This window comes from Afipia sp. P52-10 (assembly GCF_000516555.1).
Taxonomy (GTDB): domain Bacteria; phylum Pseudomonadota; class Alphaproteobacteria; order Rhizobiales; family Xanthobacteraceae; genus P52-10.
This window is the reverse complement of sequence record NZ_AZSJ01000003.1, coordinates 303,469-320,190: the sequence shown is the minus strand read 5'-3', so window position 1 is coordinate 320,190 and position 16,722 is coordinate 303,469. Positions and strand designations below refer to the sequence as shown.

Annotated in this window: 15 protein-coding genes; 2 read left to right on the top strand and 13 right to left on the bottom strand. The window is 60.0% G+C overall.

All coding sequences use genetic code 11. From position 1 onward, the window contains the following. Positions 1-98: 98 nt before the first annotated feature. From X566_RS02910 to X566_RS25270, 3 genes are read right to left on the bottom strand one after another with little or no spacing between them, the layout of a single operon-like run. On the bottom strand, positions 99-545 hold the full coding sequence (locus tag X566_RS02910) for a hypothetical protein (RefSeq protein WP_244434662.1): 447 nt from the start codon (positions 543-545) through the stop codon (positions 99-101). A gap of 15 nt (positions 546-560) precedes the next feature. Further along, positions 561-1,697 carry a glycosyltransferase family 4 protein gene (locus tag X566_RS02905; protein ID WP_051443832.1) on the bottom strand — a complete coding sequence of 379 codons (1,137 nt, stop codon included), beginning with the start codon at positions 1,695-1,697 and terminating at the stop codon, positions 561-563. After that, on the bottom strand, positions 1,694-2,494 hold the full coding sequence (locus tag X566_RS25270) for a glycosyltransferase (protein WP_244434661.1): 801 nt from the start codon (positions 2,492-2,494) through the stop codon (positions 1,694-1,696). The genes X566_RS02905 and X566_RS25270 overlap by 4 nt, the downstream gene beginning before the upstream one ends. Positions 2,495-2,518: 24 nt before the next feature. Between X566_RS25270 and X566_RS25265 the strand changes: the two genes are divergently transcribed. Further along, on the top strand, positions 2,519-2,932 hold the full coding sequence (locus X566_RS25265) for a hypothetical protein (RefSeq protein ID WP_244434660.1): 414 nt from the start codon (positions 2,519-2,521) through the stop codon (positions 2,930-2,932). Between the two features lie 26 nt (positions 2,933-2,958). On the opposite strand, the gene X566_RS02895 is transcribed toward X566_RS25265, so the two are convergent. Then, positions 2,959-3,756 (bottom strand): WecB/TagA/CpsF family glycosyltransferase, encoded by a 798-nt coding sequence (locus tag X566_RS02895; RefSeq protein ID WP_034463285.1) that lies wholly within the window; start codon positions 3,754-3,756, stop codon positions 2,959-2,961. A 175-nt stretch (positions 3,757-3,931) separates the two neighbouring features. On the opposite strand from X566_RS02895, the gene X566_RS02890 reads away from it, so the two are divergent. After that, positions 3,932-5,032 (top strand): endo-1,4-beta-xylanase, encoded by a 1,101-nt coding sequence (locus tag X566_RS02890; protein WP_244434659.1) that lies wholly within the window; start codon positions 3,932-3,934, stop codon positions 5,030-5,032. A 5-nt stretch (positions 5,033-5,037) separates the two neighbouring features. On the opposite strand, the gene X566_RS02885 is transcribed toward X566_RS02890, so the two are convergent. The 9 genes from X566_RS02885 to X566_RS02845 all read right to left on the bottom strand — a co-directional run bounded on the left by X566_RS02885 (position 5,038) and on the right by X566_RS02845 (position 16,668). Next, positions 5,038-6,477 carry a lipopolysaccharide biosynthesis protein gene (locus X566_RS02885; RefSeq protein ID WP_343213079.1) on the bottom strand — a complete coding sequence of 480 codons (1,440 nt, stop codon included), beginning with the start codon at positions 6,475-6,477 and terminating at the stop codon, positions 5,038-5,040. A 6-nt stretch (positions 6,478-6,483) separates the two neighbouring features. Beyond that, a complete protein-coding gene (locus tag X566_RS02880; RefSeq protein WP_034463284.1) occupies positions 6,484-7,536 on the bottom strand; it encodes an acyltransferase in 1,053 nt (350 codons plus the stop codon). After that, the gene (locus tag X566_RS02875; protein WP_034463282.1) at positions 7,533-8,657 is read right to left on the bottom strand and encodes an acyltransferase; all 1,125 of its coding nucleotides are present in this window, start codon (positions 8,655-8,657) and stop codon (positions 7,533-7,535) included. Before X566_RS02875 ends, X566_RS02880 begins: the two co-directional genes overlap by 4 nt. Positions 8,658-8,669: 12 nt before the next feature. Then, positions 8,670-9,758, bottom strand: coding sequence for a glycosyltransferase (locus X566_RS02870; RefSeq protein WP_034463280.1), 1,089 nt, complete (start codon positions 9,756-9,758; stop codon positions 8,670-8,672). Continuing rightward, on the bottom strand, positions 9,755-11,158 hold the full coding sequence (locus X566_RS02865; protein ID WP_051443829.1) for a VpsF family polysaccharide biosynthesis protein: 1,404 nt from the start codon (positions 11,156-11,158) through the stop codon (positions 9,755-9,757). The genes X566_RS02870 and X566_RS02865 overlap by 4 nt, the downstream gene beginning before the upstream one ends. Next, the gene (locus X566_RS02860; protein WP_034463279.1) at positions 11,155-13,455 is read right to left on the bottom strand and encodes a Wzz/FepE/Etk N-terminal domain-containing protein; all 2,301 of its coding nucleotides are present in this window, start codon (positions 13,453-13,455) and stop codon (positions 11,155-11,157) included. The genes X566_RS02865 and X566_RS02860 overlap by 4 nt, the downstream gene beginning before the upstream one ends. Then, positions 13,436-14,833: an outer membrane beta-barrel protein gene (locus tag X566_RS02855; protein ID WP_244434657.1), complete on the bottom strand. Its 1,398-nt coding sequence runs from the start codon at positions 14,831-14,833 to the stop codon at positions 13,436-13,438. The genes X566_RS02860 and X566_RS02855 overlap by 20 nt, the downstream gene beginning before the upstream one ends. 353 nt (positions 14,834-15,186) lie before the next feature. Then, positions 15,187-15,801, bottom strand: coding sequence for a polysaccharide biosynthesis/export family protein (locus X566_RS02850; protein ID WP_244434656.1), 615 nt, complete (start codon positions 15,799-15,801; stop codon positions 15,187-15,189). Positions 15,802-15,924: 123 nt separating this feature from the next. Then, complete coding sequence (locus X566_RS02845) at positions 15,925-16,668, bottom strand: metallophosphoesterase (RefSeq protein WP_051443827.1); 744 nt, start codon at positions 16,666-16,668, stop codon at positions 15,925-15,927. Positions 16,669-16,722: the final 54 nt, after the last annotated feature.

The following is a 16,722-nucleotide window of genomic DNA, read 5'->3' as shown; positions in this document are numbered from 1 at the left end:
GACGCCGAGCAATCACATTTTGGCATGACGACCTGACGCCAGCGCCGCCGTTGGCTGTGTGATGCTGGAGGGAGAGTGCCGATGATCGGTCGCCGGAATCACCGATCTGAGAGGCCCATGATCTTGCGGCAGGATGTAGCGCCACCGGAAGAGAGCTGGACCAATTGCCCGATGCTCGTTCCGCGGGCTTGTTCGGCCCGGTTCATGAAACGCAAGGTGGCACGCGGAAAGCGCTGACAGAACTCGGAAAGGGTTGCGGCTGTGGCGGAGACGCTGTCGCGCTTGGCGATCGCGCCGATGCCGCCGTCTCTCAGGACGAAGGCGTCCTTGACGTTGGAAAGGGCTGCGGCGGCGATGCAGATCGTGAACAGCTGCTTGTACGAGTCCGGGGCTTGGGACAGTTCGCCCGCAAGCCCGCCGAGCAGATATTCCCTGCTGCGCGCGCAATTATCAGCGGCGGCCTCCGCCGAGCCTATAGCGACGAACACGCTGGCGGCCAGCAGGCATTGAGCGCGTTTTACATATGGAAATTGACGGCGGCCCATGGCGCGATCGGCCCGTTAGTTGAACGGCAATGTGTAGGTACGGGCGGCGCATTGCCGCCAGGACAGCCGCCGTGCATGATCGAGGGCCGCTGTCGCGAACTGCTGCCGCAGTTGTGGCGTCGTGACCATCGCCCGGATCGCATTGGCCACAGCCTGAACGGAAGGTTCGACCAGCAGGCCTGTGCGATCGGCAAGCACCGCATCAGGGACGCCGCCGATGCGGGTCGCGACGCTGGGGAGATTCGCAGCCGCGGCCTCCAGATAGACGAGGCCAAATCCCTCGACGCGGCCGGAGGAATCGGGAATGCCGGTTAGACAGAAGAAGTCGGATGCGCCGTAGAGATCGCGAATATCGGCATCGCTCTGTCGTCCGAGCAGCCGGATGTCGCAAGCCATACGCCCGAGCTGTTGCCGCAGCTCCTCCACATAATCGGCTTCTCCCTCCGGGCCGACGATCAGCCAAGTTACCGGGTGGGGCAGCTGACCTTCCAGACTCGCCAGCGCGGCAGCCGTCAGGCTATGTCCCTTGCGCCGGGTCAACCGAGCCACCGTCGTCATGACGATGTTCTCCGGCGGAATCTCCAGACGCTGTCGAGTCTCGGTGCGTGAGGCCCGGTCACCGAACCAGAACTCCGACACGCCGAGCGGAATTGCATTCACCCGCTGCGGTTCGACGGAAAAATGCTTCTGAAACAGCTCGCGCGTGAAATTGCTGTTCGCCGCGATTTCGGTGTTGCCGCCGAATACATTACAGGCGCTGATGGCCAGGCGCTTGAGGAAGGTCTGCGTTTCGTTCACTTCGGTCCCATGCAGCGTCAGAATGGTACGCGCGTTGGTTTGGCCGCGTGCGAGCGCGAGTGGAATGAAAAATGGCCAGTCCGCAGCGTGAAGAATGTCGAAATCGTCGATGCGGATCGTCTGGCGGGTCAGCATGATCTTGGCCGGCAGATCGCGCATCGAATGCAGGCCGCCGGAAAACCGGCGGGTGCGGAAAGCGAATGACTGATCGTCCGGCGTCGCTTGGGCATAATCCGGCGCAAGCACTGTCACATTCGCACCAAGTTCGCTGGCGGCGGTTGCGATTTCGCGGGCGTAGGTGCCGATCCCCCCCGTTGCCGGGGTGAATTCGCTTGTGAGCAGCAGGATGTTCATGCGTGCCGTTCTTGCGGAAGATGCCCGCGATCTATCCCCCTCGCGTTCTGAATGTCGTGATGCAGCCGGAAGACCCGTGCGAGCTGCGTGCGAGGAGTGAACTCGGCAATATGCAAGGCAATATCGGCCGGATCCATGCGGCCAGACTGGATCAGATCATGGGTGTTGATGAATTTCCGCGCGAGATTATCCGCGTCTTCCTCCGTCGAGGAGCTGCGTTGGACGAGATAGCCGCTCTGTCCGTCGCGAATGACGGCTTCGAGTTGCGGCAGATGCATCGCCACCACCGGCCGCCCGGTGGCGAGCGTCTCAAGGACAAACCGGGGCATGCCTTCGAATTCAGACGTCAAGATCCCGGCATGAACGTCGCCGATGGTTGCAGCCATTCCTGCGGCATCCTTGAAGCCGTGGCATACCGTGACATCCTCGATCGCAGCGAATTCGGGAAAGCGGTGGGGATTGCTAGTGCCGATATAATGGAATTCGACTTGGCCAGGAAGGCGGCCCTTCAATCGCTCGATGGTCTTGAACATCAGCGAGGGAACCTTGAACTCGTCGAGACGACCGCCGAACACGATGCGAAAGGGAGACGTTCGTTCCGGGAAGGGACGAGCCGTGAAGATGTCGGTGTTCACCCAGGTCCAGAGCGTATCGATCTTGTCGCGACGGGTCGGATAAGTGGCTTTGAGCCGCTCTGTGATGTGCGGGTTGACGCAGAGGAAGCGTTCGCTGCGCGCGACTGCGAAACGTTCGCCAGCGTTATGAACGAAGGCATATTTCCGGAGCAGCGAATCCATCCGTAGTTTCGGGACGCCTTCCCCGTGCAGCATCTGTACGAAGGGAAGGCGGAGCAGGACCGGAAGCCACGAGAATTCGACGCGGCGAAGATCGATCGAGCACCGGCGGCGGCGGACTTCCGCTGCGATCGTTCCGAGATTGCGCAGAAGGGCTGTGAAGAACTGGCCGGTGAGGGATTTGCGAACCGAACTCGCGGCCTCGCGTGCCTCCTCATCCGAATAGCGCAGGATCGGCAGGAAATCGAACTGGCGGCCACGAAACGTCAGACGGTGCAACGCGCCAAGCGCAAGATCGCCGATCGAGTCGACGCCGATGAAAAGGATATCCGTATCCGCCGGATGGAAGGTAATGAAATCGCGGATATAGGTTTCCAGCCCGCCCACTTTCTGTCCGCGCGGGTCGAACGGGTGAATGAGACATATCTGGTAGCGCCCTGATGCGCTTGGAGTAGTCTCTGTCGTGGTCACGAGCGCCATCGTGCTTTCCCCATATGAGCGTCGAAGATCTGCGGCACCGACTTGGCGAACAGGCCAGGCAAGATCGCCATGCACTTTGCGTAGCGGGGTGCGAGTCGGCGAGGATTGCGAGACGCGCGCCAGAACCATTCGAGACCGGACTTCTGCGCGAAGCGTGGCGCTCGGGTCTGAGTTCCCGCGATGAAATCGAGGGCCGCGCCGATACACAGAAAGCCGACGCCGGGCAGGAGATCGAGGCAGCGGGCCGAAAATATTTCCTGGCGAGGCGCGCCGAGCGCGACAAAGCAGAGCCGGGCGCCTGAGCTGCGAATGCGCTCGATCGCTTGGTCTGCTTCGGCCGAGTAGGGGTCGAATTGCGGCCCCGGAGAGAACGTGCCTGTGACGGAAAGGCCCGGAAATCGCTCGGTGAGATGGTCCTTCGCCTTGCTCAGCGTCGCATCGTTCGATCCGAACAGGAAGATGGAAAGGTCGCGTTGACTTGCCTGTTGGCAGATCGGAAGCACGAGATCGGCGCCGGTCGTCCGTTGCAGTGGTGTCTTGGCGAGCCAGCCGAGGACGACAATGGGAAATCCATCGGCCGTGACAAAGCGCGCGCGTTGATAGGCTTGTCGGAAGTCGCGCCGTGCCTTCAGCTGCACGACGTGATCGAGGTTGAGCGTGCAGACGGAGAAACTCTGGCCCTGCTCCGCGGCTGAGATGATCGACGACACGGCATCGTCCATCGTCGGCGTGTTGATCGTGATGCCATCGACGCGGAAGCCGAGCGTCCGTTCGGCTTCCGTCATGCATCTCTCCCGATGATTGTGTTCAATTCGAATCGAAGAAACATCATCATCGGTTTTCATCCTCGATGTGGAAGACGTTCGATGCTCGAGTGAGCGAGGTCATGAAAACGAACTAATGCGACGCAACAATGGCGATGCGTTTGCGAACCAAAGAAACATGCGAAGGAGTTGCGCGATGACCACGATGATCTCTCGCAGAGGAACTTTGGCTGCACTGGCCGGTTCCGCAGTCGGTGCTGCGATCCCGTCCTTCGCTCAAGCTGAAATGTCTTCGCTTGGTGCAATCGCTGCACAAAATGGTTTCGTCTTCGGTGCAGCAGCCGGTCCGGTGATCGAAAAGGATGCACCGTATCGCCAGCTCTATGTCGATCATGCAAAGATTATCACCACTGACGTTGCTCTGAAGATGAGCCGCGTTGCTCCGTCCCCCGGCGAAAAGCGTTATGAAGAAGCCGACCGGTTGTTGAAATTCTGCAACGATCACAAAATTCCGATGCGCGGTCATTGCTTGATCTGGAACGAGTGGGTTCCCGCTTGGATCAAGAGCCTGAGTTCGTCCGAACGGGAAAAATTCTTTGATAGTTATATCGATGACGTCGTCGGTCGTTATCGCGGTCAGCTCCATTCATGGGATGTCGTGAACGAACCGTTCTGGCCGGGCCATAAGGCGCCGGGCGGTTATCGCGTCGGTCCCTGGTACGACATGTTCGGCCCATCTTATGTCCAGCGTGCTTTCAAGCGCGCCGGTTCCGTCGATCAGCGCACAACGTTTGTGCTGAATGAGGCGCATACGGAACGCGACGACGATACGGGCCGGCTTATTCGCGAGGGTCTTCTGCGGCTGGTCGATGAACTCAAGCAGGCCGGGGTTCGGCTGCAAGCTGTGGGGCTGCAAGGCCATCTCCAGCCGCGGTATCCGCACGACCCGGCCCGCTTCATGGATTTCGTGCATGCGCTCGCCGAGCGTGGTGTCGACATCTATATCACCGAGTTCGACGTCCGGGACGATACGTTCCCAGACGATGTCAAGGCGCGCGATGCGATGGTGGCGGAAACCGGCAAAAAATTTCTGTCGCAAATGTTGGCAGTTCCAGCGGTCAAGATGGTGATCGCCTGGCAGTTGGCCGACAACTACTCCTTCTATCGCGATGTCGAGCGGCAGAGAAATCCGTCCTCCCAGCGCACGCCGCGCCCCTTGCCTTTTGACGAGAACATGCAGCGCAAACCGTTATGGTATGCGATGGCGGATGCGTTCCGCCAAGCGAAGCGCGTCTAGTCCGGTTACTCCGCGGGCGTCAGGTCCGATCGCGTGGTGAACTTTCGGACCAGCCACGGCGCGTAGCAAAGAGCCAGGACTGAGGCATAGATGCAGCCGCCCAGCGCGATGTGAAGAATGAGAGACAAGAGGTCACGCGCCGGCGTAATGACCGTGAGCGCTGCCGCCATCACCATTGCCGCGATCGAAATCCGTATCAGGTGCACAAACGGAACGATCAAGCGAAAGCGCACAAAGCCGATGCTGAAGCTGAGGATCGCGGCCACGAGCGTCGCTGCGACGCTCGCGACGGCGGCGCCCAGGATGCCCCATAGCAGGGTTCCCGCGATTCCGATGATGACCGCAGCCGCAGCTTCGGTTGCTGAGATGAGTGCCGACAGCCGTGTTCGGCTGTGAAGCAGAAAGACTTGATCGCAGAAATGTGCGCGTATGCTGCGGATGCCGCCGGCGGCCACGGAGAGCGGCAGGATGGCCAATGTGGTCGCGCGGAACGATTCGGCGATCATGATCATCACGATATCGTGCCGGAGCACGAAGACACCCACTGAGGTCGGTATCATGACAGCGAGCAACAGGGCGCCGTTATCGGCAAGTTGCTGCATGGCGGCCGTGCTGCCTTTCTCCTCCATGCTCTTCACCGCGATAGGATAGGCGGCAGCCGTGACCAGCATCGCAGCAACCGCAGCTGCTCGTTGTCCGAGGCCGTAACCGACTGCAAACAGGCCGGCGGCCGCGACCCCGATCAGATCATTGACGATGAAGCGGGGAGCGTTCAGCCCGAGCCAGCCGAGTGAACCGCCGATGAGCAACGGAACGCCATACTGCAAAGCTTGCTTGAAGATATCGCGATCGATAGGGCGGAAGCTGCGCCCATATTGGAGCGCGGGCAGGACCACGACGACGGCCAGCAATTGCGCGGCGGCGTACCCAGCCAGGACCCATTCCGGGGCGGCGTCGACGAGCTTGATCAGCGCCCAGCCGATGACGAACCCGGCGGCAGGCCCGATGATCTGCTGCGCGGAATAGATGCCGATCTGGTGCGAGATACGCGCGCGTTCGCTGATGTAGAGCGATACCGCGCGCGTCATGACATAGGCGACCGTCGCGACAATAAGCGTCTTGTTGGCATCGGGAGCGACCACGCCGACCAGGATGATCGTTGCGACGACGCTTTGTACCAGTACCGAGAGCGTAAGGATGACGTTTTCGGTCCGATGGAAACGATCTTTGTCTTCGGCGCCTTGGAACCTGCCGTAGAAGCGCAGTGCGTACTGCGACCACCAGGCCAGGCAGCCGATCTGCAGAAGCTCGTGGATCGCGATCACCAATGTAATGATGCCGAGCGAGTGTTCATTGACGAGATGGGTCCACACCACCATCGCCACGAGCTGCATGAACGGGCCGACGATCTGCGCCGGAAGATAGAGCAGTGAATGCCGGATCATCATCGCCTATGCTCCCAGCCAGCGTACCACGCGTGGCGGTAGGCCAAAGCGGATCGCAACGAGCGCGGTCAGGGTGAGGCCGGTAGCGGCGACGTAAGTGATGGCCGAGTCAATCACGGGATTGATCCGCGCGGCGTGATCACGGATCATCATGACGATGAAGATGTGCCAGAGATAGATGAAATAGCTCCCGGAACCAATAAAGGCGAGCCACTGGCTAGAACTGATCGTGGCGAGAAGGAGCAGGCAAAGCGCCATGGCATAGGCCAGAAAGGCTACCGAGTCGTAGGCTGCGGCATCGCCGAGGTTGCCGACACGGATCGCCGCGTAGATTGCGAGGCCGATGATTGCTGACGGCAGCAGAAGAAGCACGAATTTGCCGAGCGTCTCGTCGATCCGCGTGAGCGCGACGAGTGTCCCGGCTGCCATGAACGCGAACCAGAACGGAATATCGCGCAGTCGAGCTTCCTCGATCAGGTCGTGCGAAAAGCCAAGCCGCGCCAGCAGCGGATCGAGATAAGCGCCGCTGACGATCCCAAACAGGATCATCAGCGACAGAGCGACGGCCAGTCCGGCGTCGCGGACATCATCCGAGGCGCGATCGCGCAGGCGGAAGACCAGGCCGAGCAGCAGCGTGCAGCCGATGTAGATCGGCACATAGTAATAGACAAGAACGTAGCCGAGCAGGTAGCGGGTCGCCCCCACCCATGCGCGATGATCCATGACGGGATTGTGCGCGGCCATGTACACATAAGCTGCACAGAAGGCGATCGTGTAAGGGATCAAGGCAGCCTTGATCCGCTTGAGAACAGGCACGCGCATGCTGCGGCCGCTGAGGTAGCCCGACACGAACAGAAACAGCGGGACAGCAGGGCGAAGCGCAGCATCGATCACCTTGCCCCAGCCGGAGTCGAGAGGCTGCGATAGGGCATGGATGCCGATCACCATGAGGATCGCCAGTCCACGGATGTTGTCGATAGCGAGATCTCGCTTCCGACTGTCTGCGGCGTCACTGGAATATCCGATGGGAATACCTGAGCTGTTGACGGACAGGGTCATCGGGGGCCGCCTCCCGGAGCGGTCGCGCGCAAGGAGATGCCACTGCCATGACGTTGATCATAGAGATCGGTGAGCGCGCGGCGGATTGGTGTTTCGAAATAGCGCAGGGAGAGATGGCTCAGTACGATAAGGACGACGATCGCCAGCGGAATGAGGACAAGCCGAGCGTCCGCCACGAACGGGGACACGTAGCGACCAAGAATACTTAGCACGAGGGTCGCGATCGGAATGTGCAGCATGTAGACCGGATAGGTCAGGTCGGACCAGCGTTCGAAGCGCATCCGCGCAAATGCTGTCGATTGCTCCGTCAGGTCGGCGCGAGCGCCGAGAATGGCGATGGCATAGACGAAAACGAGGCCAAGCGACGACGGCAGAAATCCGCCGGCGACAATAAAGACGAGCGTCAGCAGCGTGAACGGTGCGGCTGCCATCGGCCGGGCAATTTCCGTGCGGAATAGACAGAGCGACACGCCGAGCGCGAAGCTCGGCAGAGCACGGAATGCGCCGCCGTGATTGATCCAGTCGGTCCACGGTCCGGCGTCAGTCGTCAGAGACACCGCGCTGTTCGCGCAGAGCGCCAGAACGGCAATCAGCGGTGCCAGCACGCGTCGTGTGGCTGCTGCTGCAGCAAGCAAGGGAAACAGCAGATAGCAAATCATTTCCGCGGACAGCGACCAGCTTGGAAAATTGAATGTCAGCCGTTCGCCGATGACCGCGTGCAACATCAAGAGTTGCGCAGGGATATCAGACAGCGGATAGCGGGCCGGATTGTCACCGTGCGCAATGCCGAGTTGGAGAGCCATTGCAATCGCCAGATAGAAAGCCAGCGTCAACAGGTGCAGCGGGTAGATTCGCGCAACGCGCCGCCAGAGGAAGCGCGCGATCCCGCGGGAATTGCCGACCTTGTCGAGATACTGCTTGGCGATCACGAAACCTGAGATCACGAAGAATAGATCAACGAACAGGTTGAAGTGCTGGACGTGATCGAACACGGCTTTCGCCGCCGGATGGCTCTTTGCATACTCGCAGTAGTGCAAAATGACGACGGCTGCGGCCGCGACGATACGAAGGCCGTCAAGGTGCCGGGTATCGTTGGTGGCGCGTTGCAGCGGTGACGACATCGCGAGTTCGGCCTAATGGATGTTGTTGCCGGATGCGGGTGTACGGATCCGGGACGCGCGCGCGGCGCTTGCGGGAAGCGATGAGATCATCTGACTCACGGCCGCTCGATCGGCGTCAGCCAGGGCATTCCAGCGTGTGAGATTATGCATGCTGCGTTCTTTGAAGCGGGCGCGCCATCCGTCCGCCGTCAATGCGGCTGCGATCGTGCGGGCTGCGGCGACCGGATCTTGCCGATCGATGAAGATGCCGGAGGTGCCGAGAACCTCCCGAAACACCGCGTCGTCAGGAGCGATGACGGGCAGGCCGGCGTATTGCGCTTCAAGCAATGGCAGTCCGAGCCCTTCCTCGTGGGAGGTGCACAGCAGCGCATCGGCCTGCTGCAATAGTGATCTCACTTGTTCGTTTGAGCAGTAGCCTCGCAGCGAGATGCCATTCTCGCGCTCCAGCGCTTGCCAATGGTCACCCCAACCGTTGCGGCCGGCGATCTCCAACGTCGCGTCGGCAAAGCCGGACTGTCGGAGGGCCTGGAGAATACGTGCGCCATACAAGTAGTTCTTGCGCGGCTCCACGGTGCCGATACTCACCAATCGCAGCGACGTTCCGCTCGCGCGAGGCTCATCCCGGCTGGCTGCGTCGACGCCGAAGACGTTGCGGACCTTCGGCCGGTAGGTGATGATTTCGGCATCGCTGCGACAGAATTCGGACAGTTTCCTCGCCGTATCCGCTGAGTTGACGAGAAATCGCGGGTAGCGTTTGACCGCAAGCTTGAACGGCTTCGCCATGTAGAGCTTGGCTCTGGCGTTGAGGTCGTCAGGTCGCGTCATCAGAAACAGGTCGTGAATGTAGGGAATGACCCGTTCGGCGAACGGCCATAACAGCGGGCTTGGCGGGAAGCCGGGGCACAGCAGGATCGCCGACGGATCAGATAACCGCAGCGGCAAGGCGAATGATTGTTTCATGACCATGGCGCCGACACCATCCGCGGTGATGGGTGTCAGCTGCAGCGGAGCAAGCGACGACGGTGAGAACAGCTCGATTGTGATCCGTTCGATGCCGGTGACGCGCCGGCCGAGATGAGTGTGATCAACATAGACAGTCATGACGCGCTCCCGGCGGCCGTCTGGCGGATCGGCATGCGGCGATCGATGGAATGTTGGGGTTGCATGGCTCGCCGGGGCTGTCGTGCCTGTCTGGGCAGAAGCGTGGTGATCAGGATGATAAACTGGGCGAGTTGAATGTTCTTTGAGGAAAAACTCACCGAACTCGCAGCGATCACGGCGATCAGGACCATCTGCGCAATTACCGCTCTGTCCGAGACGAGATAGATCTTGGTGAAGAAAGCAACCAAAGCCGTTGTCATCAGCGCCGTCAGGATCAGGCCGAATTGAACGATTGACGATACCCAGAAATTCTCGATGCCATAGTCGAGCCCCATCTGGCTTTGCAAGGCATTGGCGCGTGCGACGCTCGGACCGAAAATGATTTCGTTCCAATCGAAATGGGAGAGGAGGTTGAGCGTGGCGACGCGTGCGAGCGCGCTTCCCTTGTCCGATGAAAATCGCAGCAGCATCTTATCGAACAGGCCGAGATCAAGCAGGGCAAAGATGGCAGCTAGGCTCGCGAAGATGACGGCGATGGCGAAGATCAAGCCGGCCAGCGGGAAACGTTCGCCGCGAAGCATGCGCAGCAGGGTGAACGCAGCCGACAGCGCAAAAACGATGAGAGTTGTGACGAGAGCGGTGCGGCCGCCGAACACCATGAGTGAGCCGAGACAGAACGCGATCAAGGCCAATCGCAGCATCGGCTGCGGGCAGAGCGACGGCTTGAGCAGCAGTGCGAGGACGTAACCTGCGATCAGGCCCGAGGCCGTGAGAGGGTGGCCGAGTAGCGCCGCCGAGCGCCATTCTCCCACCACCAGGATATTGCCGAGAGTGAGCGGGATGATCCGGCTTCCGGCAAAGAACTCATAGTAGCCGATGAGTACGTTGAGCAGAATGAGCCCGTGCACCAGCCACACCAGCAATCGTCTGATCGACGGATTGGTCCGCCAAATCACGATGGTCAGTAGGAGCGGCAGCAGAAAGGTGTCGACGACCGTAGTGAACGGCCGCTGCAGGAGAACCGTCTGGACAAGCAGGAGGACCCAGCAGATCAGGTAGAACAGGATCGTGACGGAGCCTGCGAAAATTTGTACCAGTTCACGCACCGGATTGCCCGAGCGCAGCAGAATGAGCCCGAGTGCCAGCACGGTGAAGTAAGTTGCCGGATGCAGCTTCTCATAGAAGTTGCCACCTGCAGTTACATACTGGATTTTCCAATGCGTCAGCAGCGCGGACGAGATGGTCAGCGTTGCCAGGATCGCCAGGGCTGTGCAGCCGGCGATGCCGAGTTCCAGCAGGGTTGCTTCCGGCCGGACTGTACGACGGCGTTGCCACTGACCCTGCGGGGAGACAGCGTGGGTGCCGGTCCCAGGTGAGGGCAGGCGCGAAGCGCTCCTCACGTGGTTGCCCCCCGCGTCAAGCCGCGATCGACGTACGGCTTAATGTAAGCTGAGCTGCTGTAGTAGTCGTAGAAACGCAGGCGATGCAGATCGACCCGGGTCAACACCGTTCCAAGGATTCGATCGCGCACCGGCTCCAGCAGATCGAGGGCATGGATCGCCGCGTCGAGCGGTGTCTTGTCCCAGGCGAGAGCCAACAGGATTTGATCGGCATGTTCGGCGAGCGCGCGGCCGTCGACCAATGGAACCAGCGGCGGCGAATCGAGGATGATCAGCTCGTAGTGCTGTCGCAGGTGCTGGAAAACGTCGCCGATCTTGTCGGAGAACATGAACTCGGTGGTGAGATGGCTGTATCCGCTCGGCGGTGCGGGTAGGACCGAAAGACCTGTGCTGCGATCAATCAAGATGGCGCGCTCGATGGGCTCGTTGTCGAGGGCGACCTGCAGCAGGCCGCTCCCGGCCCGTGGACAAAGCGAGCGGGTGGTTTCCGGATTCCGGAGATCGCAGTCCACCAGCAGCGTACGGATGCCGAGGGACGCCAACGAGAGGGCCAGGTTGACGGCAACCGTGGTTTTCCCCTCGTTGTCGATCGCCGACGTCACCAGGATCACCTGCACCGGCTTGACACGCAGGGCCCGCTGAATCGACAGCCTGATGGCGCGCACGGATTCGGCGAAGAACGACGAGGGCTCTTCGGTCGAATAGCGCATCAAGGGCGGTTGCAGGGGCGGAGGCAGCAATCCGGTCGCGCTTGGATCATGGCGCTGAAGGGATTCGCGCCCGCGCTTTGCGAGCCGGGCGAGATCGCGAGCATCGACGAGCGGCACGGCGGCCAGCGCCGGCAAGCCGAGTAAGTCCTCGGCCTGGTCGAGGGTCTTGACGCGTCGGTCGAGATAGTCGGCGAGGAAGGCTCCGGCGCAACCCACGCCGAATCCAAGAGCAAGAGCGATGCCGATGATCAGCGTCGATTTCGGAAACGAGGGAGCAAGCGGAATGCTTGCGCGCGTGACCACCCGCGAGTCGGGCATTTCGAGGCTTTCCTGCGCGCTCGCTTCCTTGTAGCGGGCAAGATAGGATTCATAGAGGGTGCGGTTGGCCTCCGCCTCACGGCGCAGCTCGTGCAGCTGGACCTGCGCCTGATTGGATACGGTTGAAACGCCCTGCAGCTCGGAGAGGCTGGCTTGCAGAGATTCTTCACGGGATTTCGCAACGTCATAATCGTGGCGGGTGGCTTCCAGGATCCGCTTCACCTCCTCGGTGATGAGGCGTTGGGTGTCCTGAAGCTGGGCGCGGACATTGGCCACCAAGGGATGCCGCGCGCCATACTTGGTCGAGAGGTCCGCCTCACTCTTGGTGATATCCGCGTATTGCGTGCGCAGCTTGGTAATGATGTCGGAAGAGATGGCCGCATTGATGGCGCCGGGATCGCCTCCGCTCTTTGCCATCTTTTGGGTCTGATCGAACTTCGCGCGCGCTTCGGCGGTCTGCACCCGCGCCTCGATCAGCTTGTTGTTGAGGTCGGTGATCTGCTGGTCGTTGACGGTTACGCCTTGCGAGACGGTGAGATTGTTGGCGGAGCGGAAATCCTCGACCGCTTTCTCCGAAGCGGTGACCCGCTTGCGGAGCGTCTCGATCTGGGTGTTCAGCCAGGTCGAGGCGATGCGGGTCGCTTCGTACTTCGAACGCACCTGTTCGCCGAAATAGGCGTCGGCGATGCTGTTGGCGATCGCCGCGGCTTTCCTCGGACTTTCGGACTTGACGTTGATGTCGACCAGGAACGTCGTGCCCTGGCGAACCACCTTCAACCGCGGCTGAAGCGAATCGACGGCGCGTGACGTTGCGATCTCTTGCGGATCGACATCGCTGGATGATGCGCTTCGGAACAAACCCTTGATCGTGCCCATCAAGGTGGGCGGCGGGACGAATTCTGCGTCCTCGAAGAGCTTCATCTTGATGACGGCCTGGCGCAGAATGGCGACTGACTGAATCAGCAGTGCCTGACTCTCGATCGTGGCGTCGTCGGTTCCGAAGTTGGAGAGCACTGTCTGGGTCGTATCGACGATGTTCGCCCGCCGAGGATCGACCAGAACCGTCGCCGTCGCGGTGTATTGTGGGGTCGCCGTCAAGACGAAGATGAGAGCCGCAGCGGCAAGGGCCGCAGGGATCGCGAGGACGATGCGCCAGCGTCGTCGCAAAATCTTGACGATCTCCCGCAGATCGACCGGCCGCAGGCCGTCGTCGCGCGGGGCCGGCTCGAACTCCTGGACCGGCAGATAATCAGAATTGTGCCGTAGCATTTAATCCAACCAGATGCTTGTCGTAGCTGAAGCCGGGCGTGTTGCTGTCGCGCTGCGAGTAACGATGAAACAGCGAGATCATTCCAAATCGGCTCGGCAGGTATTTGATCCGCGAGTCGATGGTGGTGACCTTGTCGTTGCGTAATTGTCCGTGGAACCGGTCGTCTTCATAAGCGCCCGCAACGGACACGACGACATTGCGCAGCAGTTCGTAATCGATGCCGAGCTGAAATGCGTTGGCTTTTACGCCGGTCGCGCTGGTGTCCGATGTCTGGGTAACGATCTGCTCGGCCTTGAATGTCACATCCAGTAGCCGCGTCGGCCGCCACGTCAGAACAGCCCGATAGGCGGGGCCCTCGATCGTGCCGATCGCGAGGTCTTCGAAGCGCTGCTGTGCATAGCCCACACCGAATTCTCCGGTGATGAGATGGGTCAATGCAATATTGAGACCAGTGAGCGCTCGGTATCCGCGCGAGTTCAGACTCTGGGCCTCGGTTCCGCGCAACTCACGTTGATTGTATTCGGCTGACGCGAACCAGCCGAGGTTCGCGGAAAACGCATACTCTGTGCGGCCATGCAGGGAATAGATCTGTCCATCGCGCGCGTCCTGCGAGATGATGGTGCCGTCCATCGCGCGCGTTGATCCGTAATTGTACGAATCGACGCCAACGCCCATCGAGGCCGACCAGCGATTGAACTGCTTGCGAACTGTGACGTCGCCGGAAAGCAGGTCGTACGGCGTTGGTTGGATAGCATTCACCGGAGAACTGAGCGTTCCGACTCCCTCGTTGAGATGCGATGCCTGGAAACTGGTCAGAATGGCGAGGTCGCGGGTCACGTCGATCCAGCCGCTGCCGCGAATGCCGTAGTTCGTCTGATTGAGGCTCGTGTTGCTATTATAGAGAGTGGACTGCATGCCGACCTTCAGATCGATGCCGTGCCGCTCCCAAAGTGTGTGTGCCCGCAGCGTTGGTTCCACGACGGCTGCGATGTCGCTTCGCTGCATTGTCGAAGATGAGAATACGTTGCTGTCGTAGAATGTTCCCGCGGTCAGCGACGGATTGAACATCCAGGATCCCGAGCGGATGCCGACGGGTTCGTAACCGGGATGTTGACGGGTCTTAACGGGAGTGTCCTCCGGCTCGGGCCGTTCCACGGTCTCCGGATCGTCGAGCTGTGGCAGCGTGGTTCTTTCGAACACGCGCTGAGCGCTCCAAGGTGAAGACAACAGCTCACTGAACAAGGGGATCACCTGCGCATCCGCTCTAGACGTGAGGCCGATGAAGATGACCACGGTCAAAGACTGCCAGATGAAGATCAATCTGGTGTGACTCGATGGTCCCGTTACGCCAGCCACCATTAACTGCTTCCTGCGCAAGAACGCTGAACACGAACGCAAGAATCGACGTGCTTTGTTACAACTAGATTAGATTGTTAAGAGGATCGGCCGGAGCTCGTTAGCTCCGTGCGATGGCGACGCACGATGTCGTCGTTGCACATTCTTTGACGAAGAATGCTGACAAAAGTTGCAGGCAACCACTTTCTCATCGAACGCTCCCCTGACTCAATGATCGAGATGGCCGATGCGATGACGCATCCGAGAAGAACTTGCTCTCGCTTCGCAACGTGAATGTTGCTTTGCAAAGAGACCACAGTATGGCGGACGGATGAGTGAGCGTGCACAGTCCTCGTGCATGTTCACTTGCAGTGCGCGAAAGAAGTTCCGCGCGATCAGAAGTAGCGTTCGGGGATGCGGATGTTATCGCCGGGATACACAAGCACTGGAACATCGAGCGGATAGATATCTTCTACTGCGGAACCGGCACGCCGTATCGCGACTTTGCTCTCGTTGGCGCGATAGGTGTATCCGCCGGCGCTGGCGACCGCATCGAGCACCGTTAAGCCGGACTTATAAGGATATTCGCCGGCGCGTTTGACTTCGCCCAAGATATAGAATGGGCGATAGGCTGCGACCTCGACATTGACGCGGGGATCGCGAAGCATGCCTTTCGCAAGTGCTGAAGCAATGGCGCGTTCCAACTGACGCGTCGTGAGACCTGCAGCTCGAACGCGTCCAGCAAGCGGAACAGAGACGTAACCGCTGCCATCGACTTCGTAATCGCCGCTGACGTCTTGTTCGCCGTAAACCTTCAGGCGGATGCGATCGTTCGGCCCCAGCCGATAGGAGAGGGAACTGTGATCCGGTTGTGATGTTGCGGCGCGCGTCCGAGTGTTCGGGGGCAGCCCTGTTTCGGCTGCAAATCCACTGGTGGCAGCGGCGATAGGCGTGGCGGCGAGAAGAAGACCGAAGCAGGACGGCAGCATCAATCGGCGGATCATCTTCATACTCACTGCTACTGACGGTTCTGAACACAGGAACCACTCTTAGAAGAACGGCGGCATTAACAGCGGCAATGTAGGCAAAAGAATGTAACGGCTGCTCAGCAACAGATGCTTTGCATCGACTGACTAGAGAAACTGGATAGATGTGTCTTCCAGGACAACACATGTGAGCGTGCCTGAATAGAAGGCACCCGTATCGATGTTGATCCGGTTCTTATGGATTTCGGGATGCATGACGGGCGTGTGACCGTGCACGACGACATACCCGTGATTGACCGTCGATGTCAGGAACTCGTCGCGAATCCAAGTGAGATCCTCTTGTGTTTGTGCGGCGAGCGGCACTCCGGGCCTGATCCCTGCGTGGACAAAGAGATAGTTACCGCAGCGATACATATTCTTGAGGCAGCGAAGGAACAGCGTGTGCGTGCGCGGAAATGCGGAACAGAATTCTCCATGCAGCGTGTCGAGGGATGATTGATCCGCATCGAATGCGACGCCGTAGGAGTTGAGCGTCTCAAGTCCGCCGAGCCGGGCCCAGTCGTACACCATGGTCGGATCGATGATGAAACGTTCAAGCAGTGCTTCATGGTTCCCGCGCAGGCATATGGCGTTTCGTCGCACGAGGCGTCGGCAAAGAATGTCGATCACATCCTTCGAAGCAACACCACGATCGATATAGTCGCCGAGATAGACTTCAATGGCGTGCTGAACCGGTCGCCGGAAGCAATCGTCGTCGATTCGTTCGGTCATTTCTGCGAGCAGGTCTGCGCGCCCGTGAACATCGCCGACAGCATAGATGCGTGTGTTCCGAGGTGTCGATGCCGCCCAGGCGCTGAGATCGATGGACGAGCCTGCTTGCGAGTTTGTCATTCGATCTGGCGCAAAATGCAGCGGCCCTGCCTGCGGAACCAGCGCTCGGTTGCG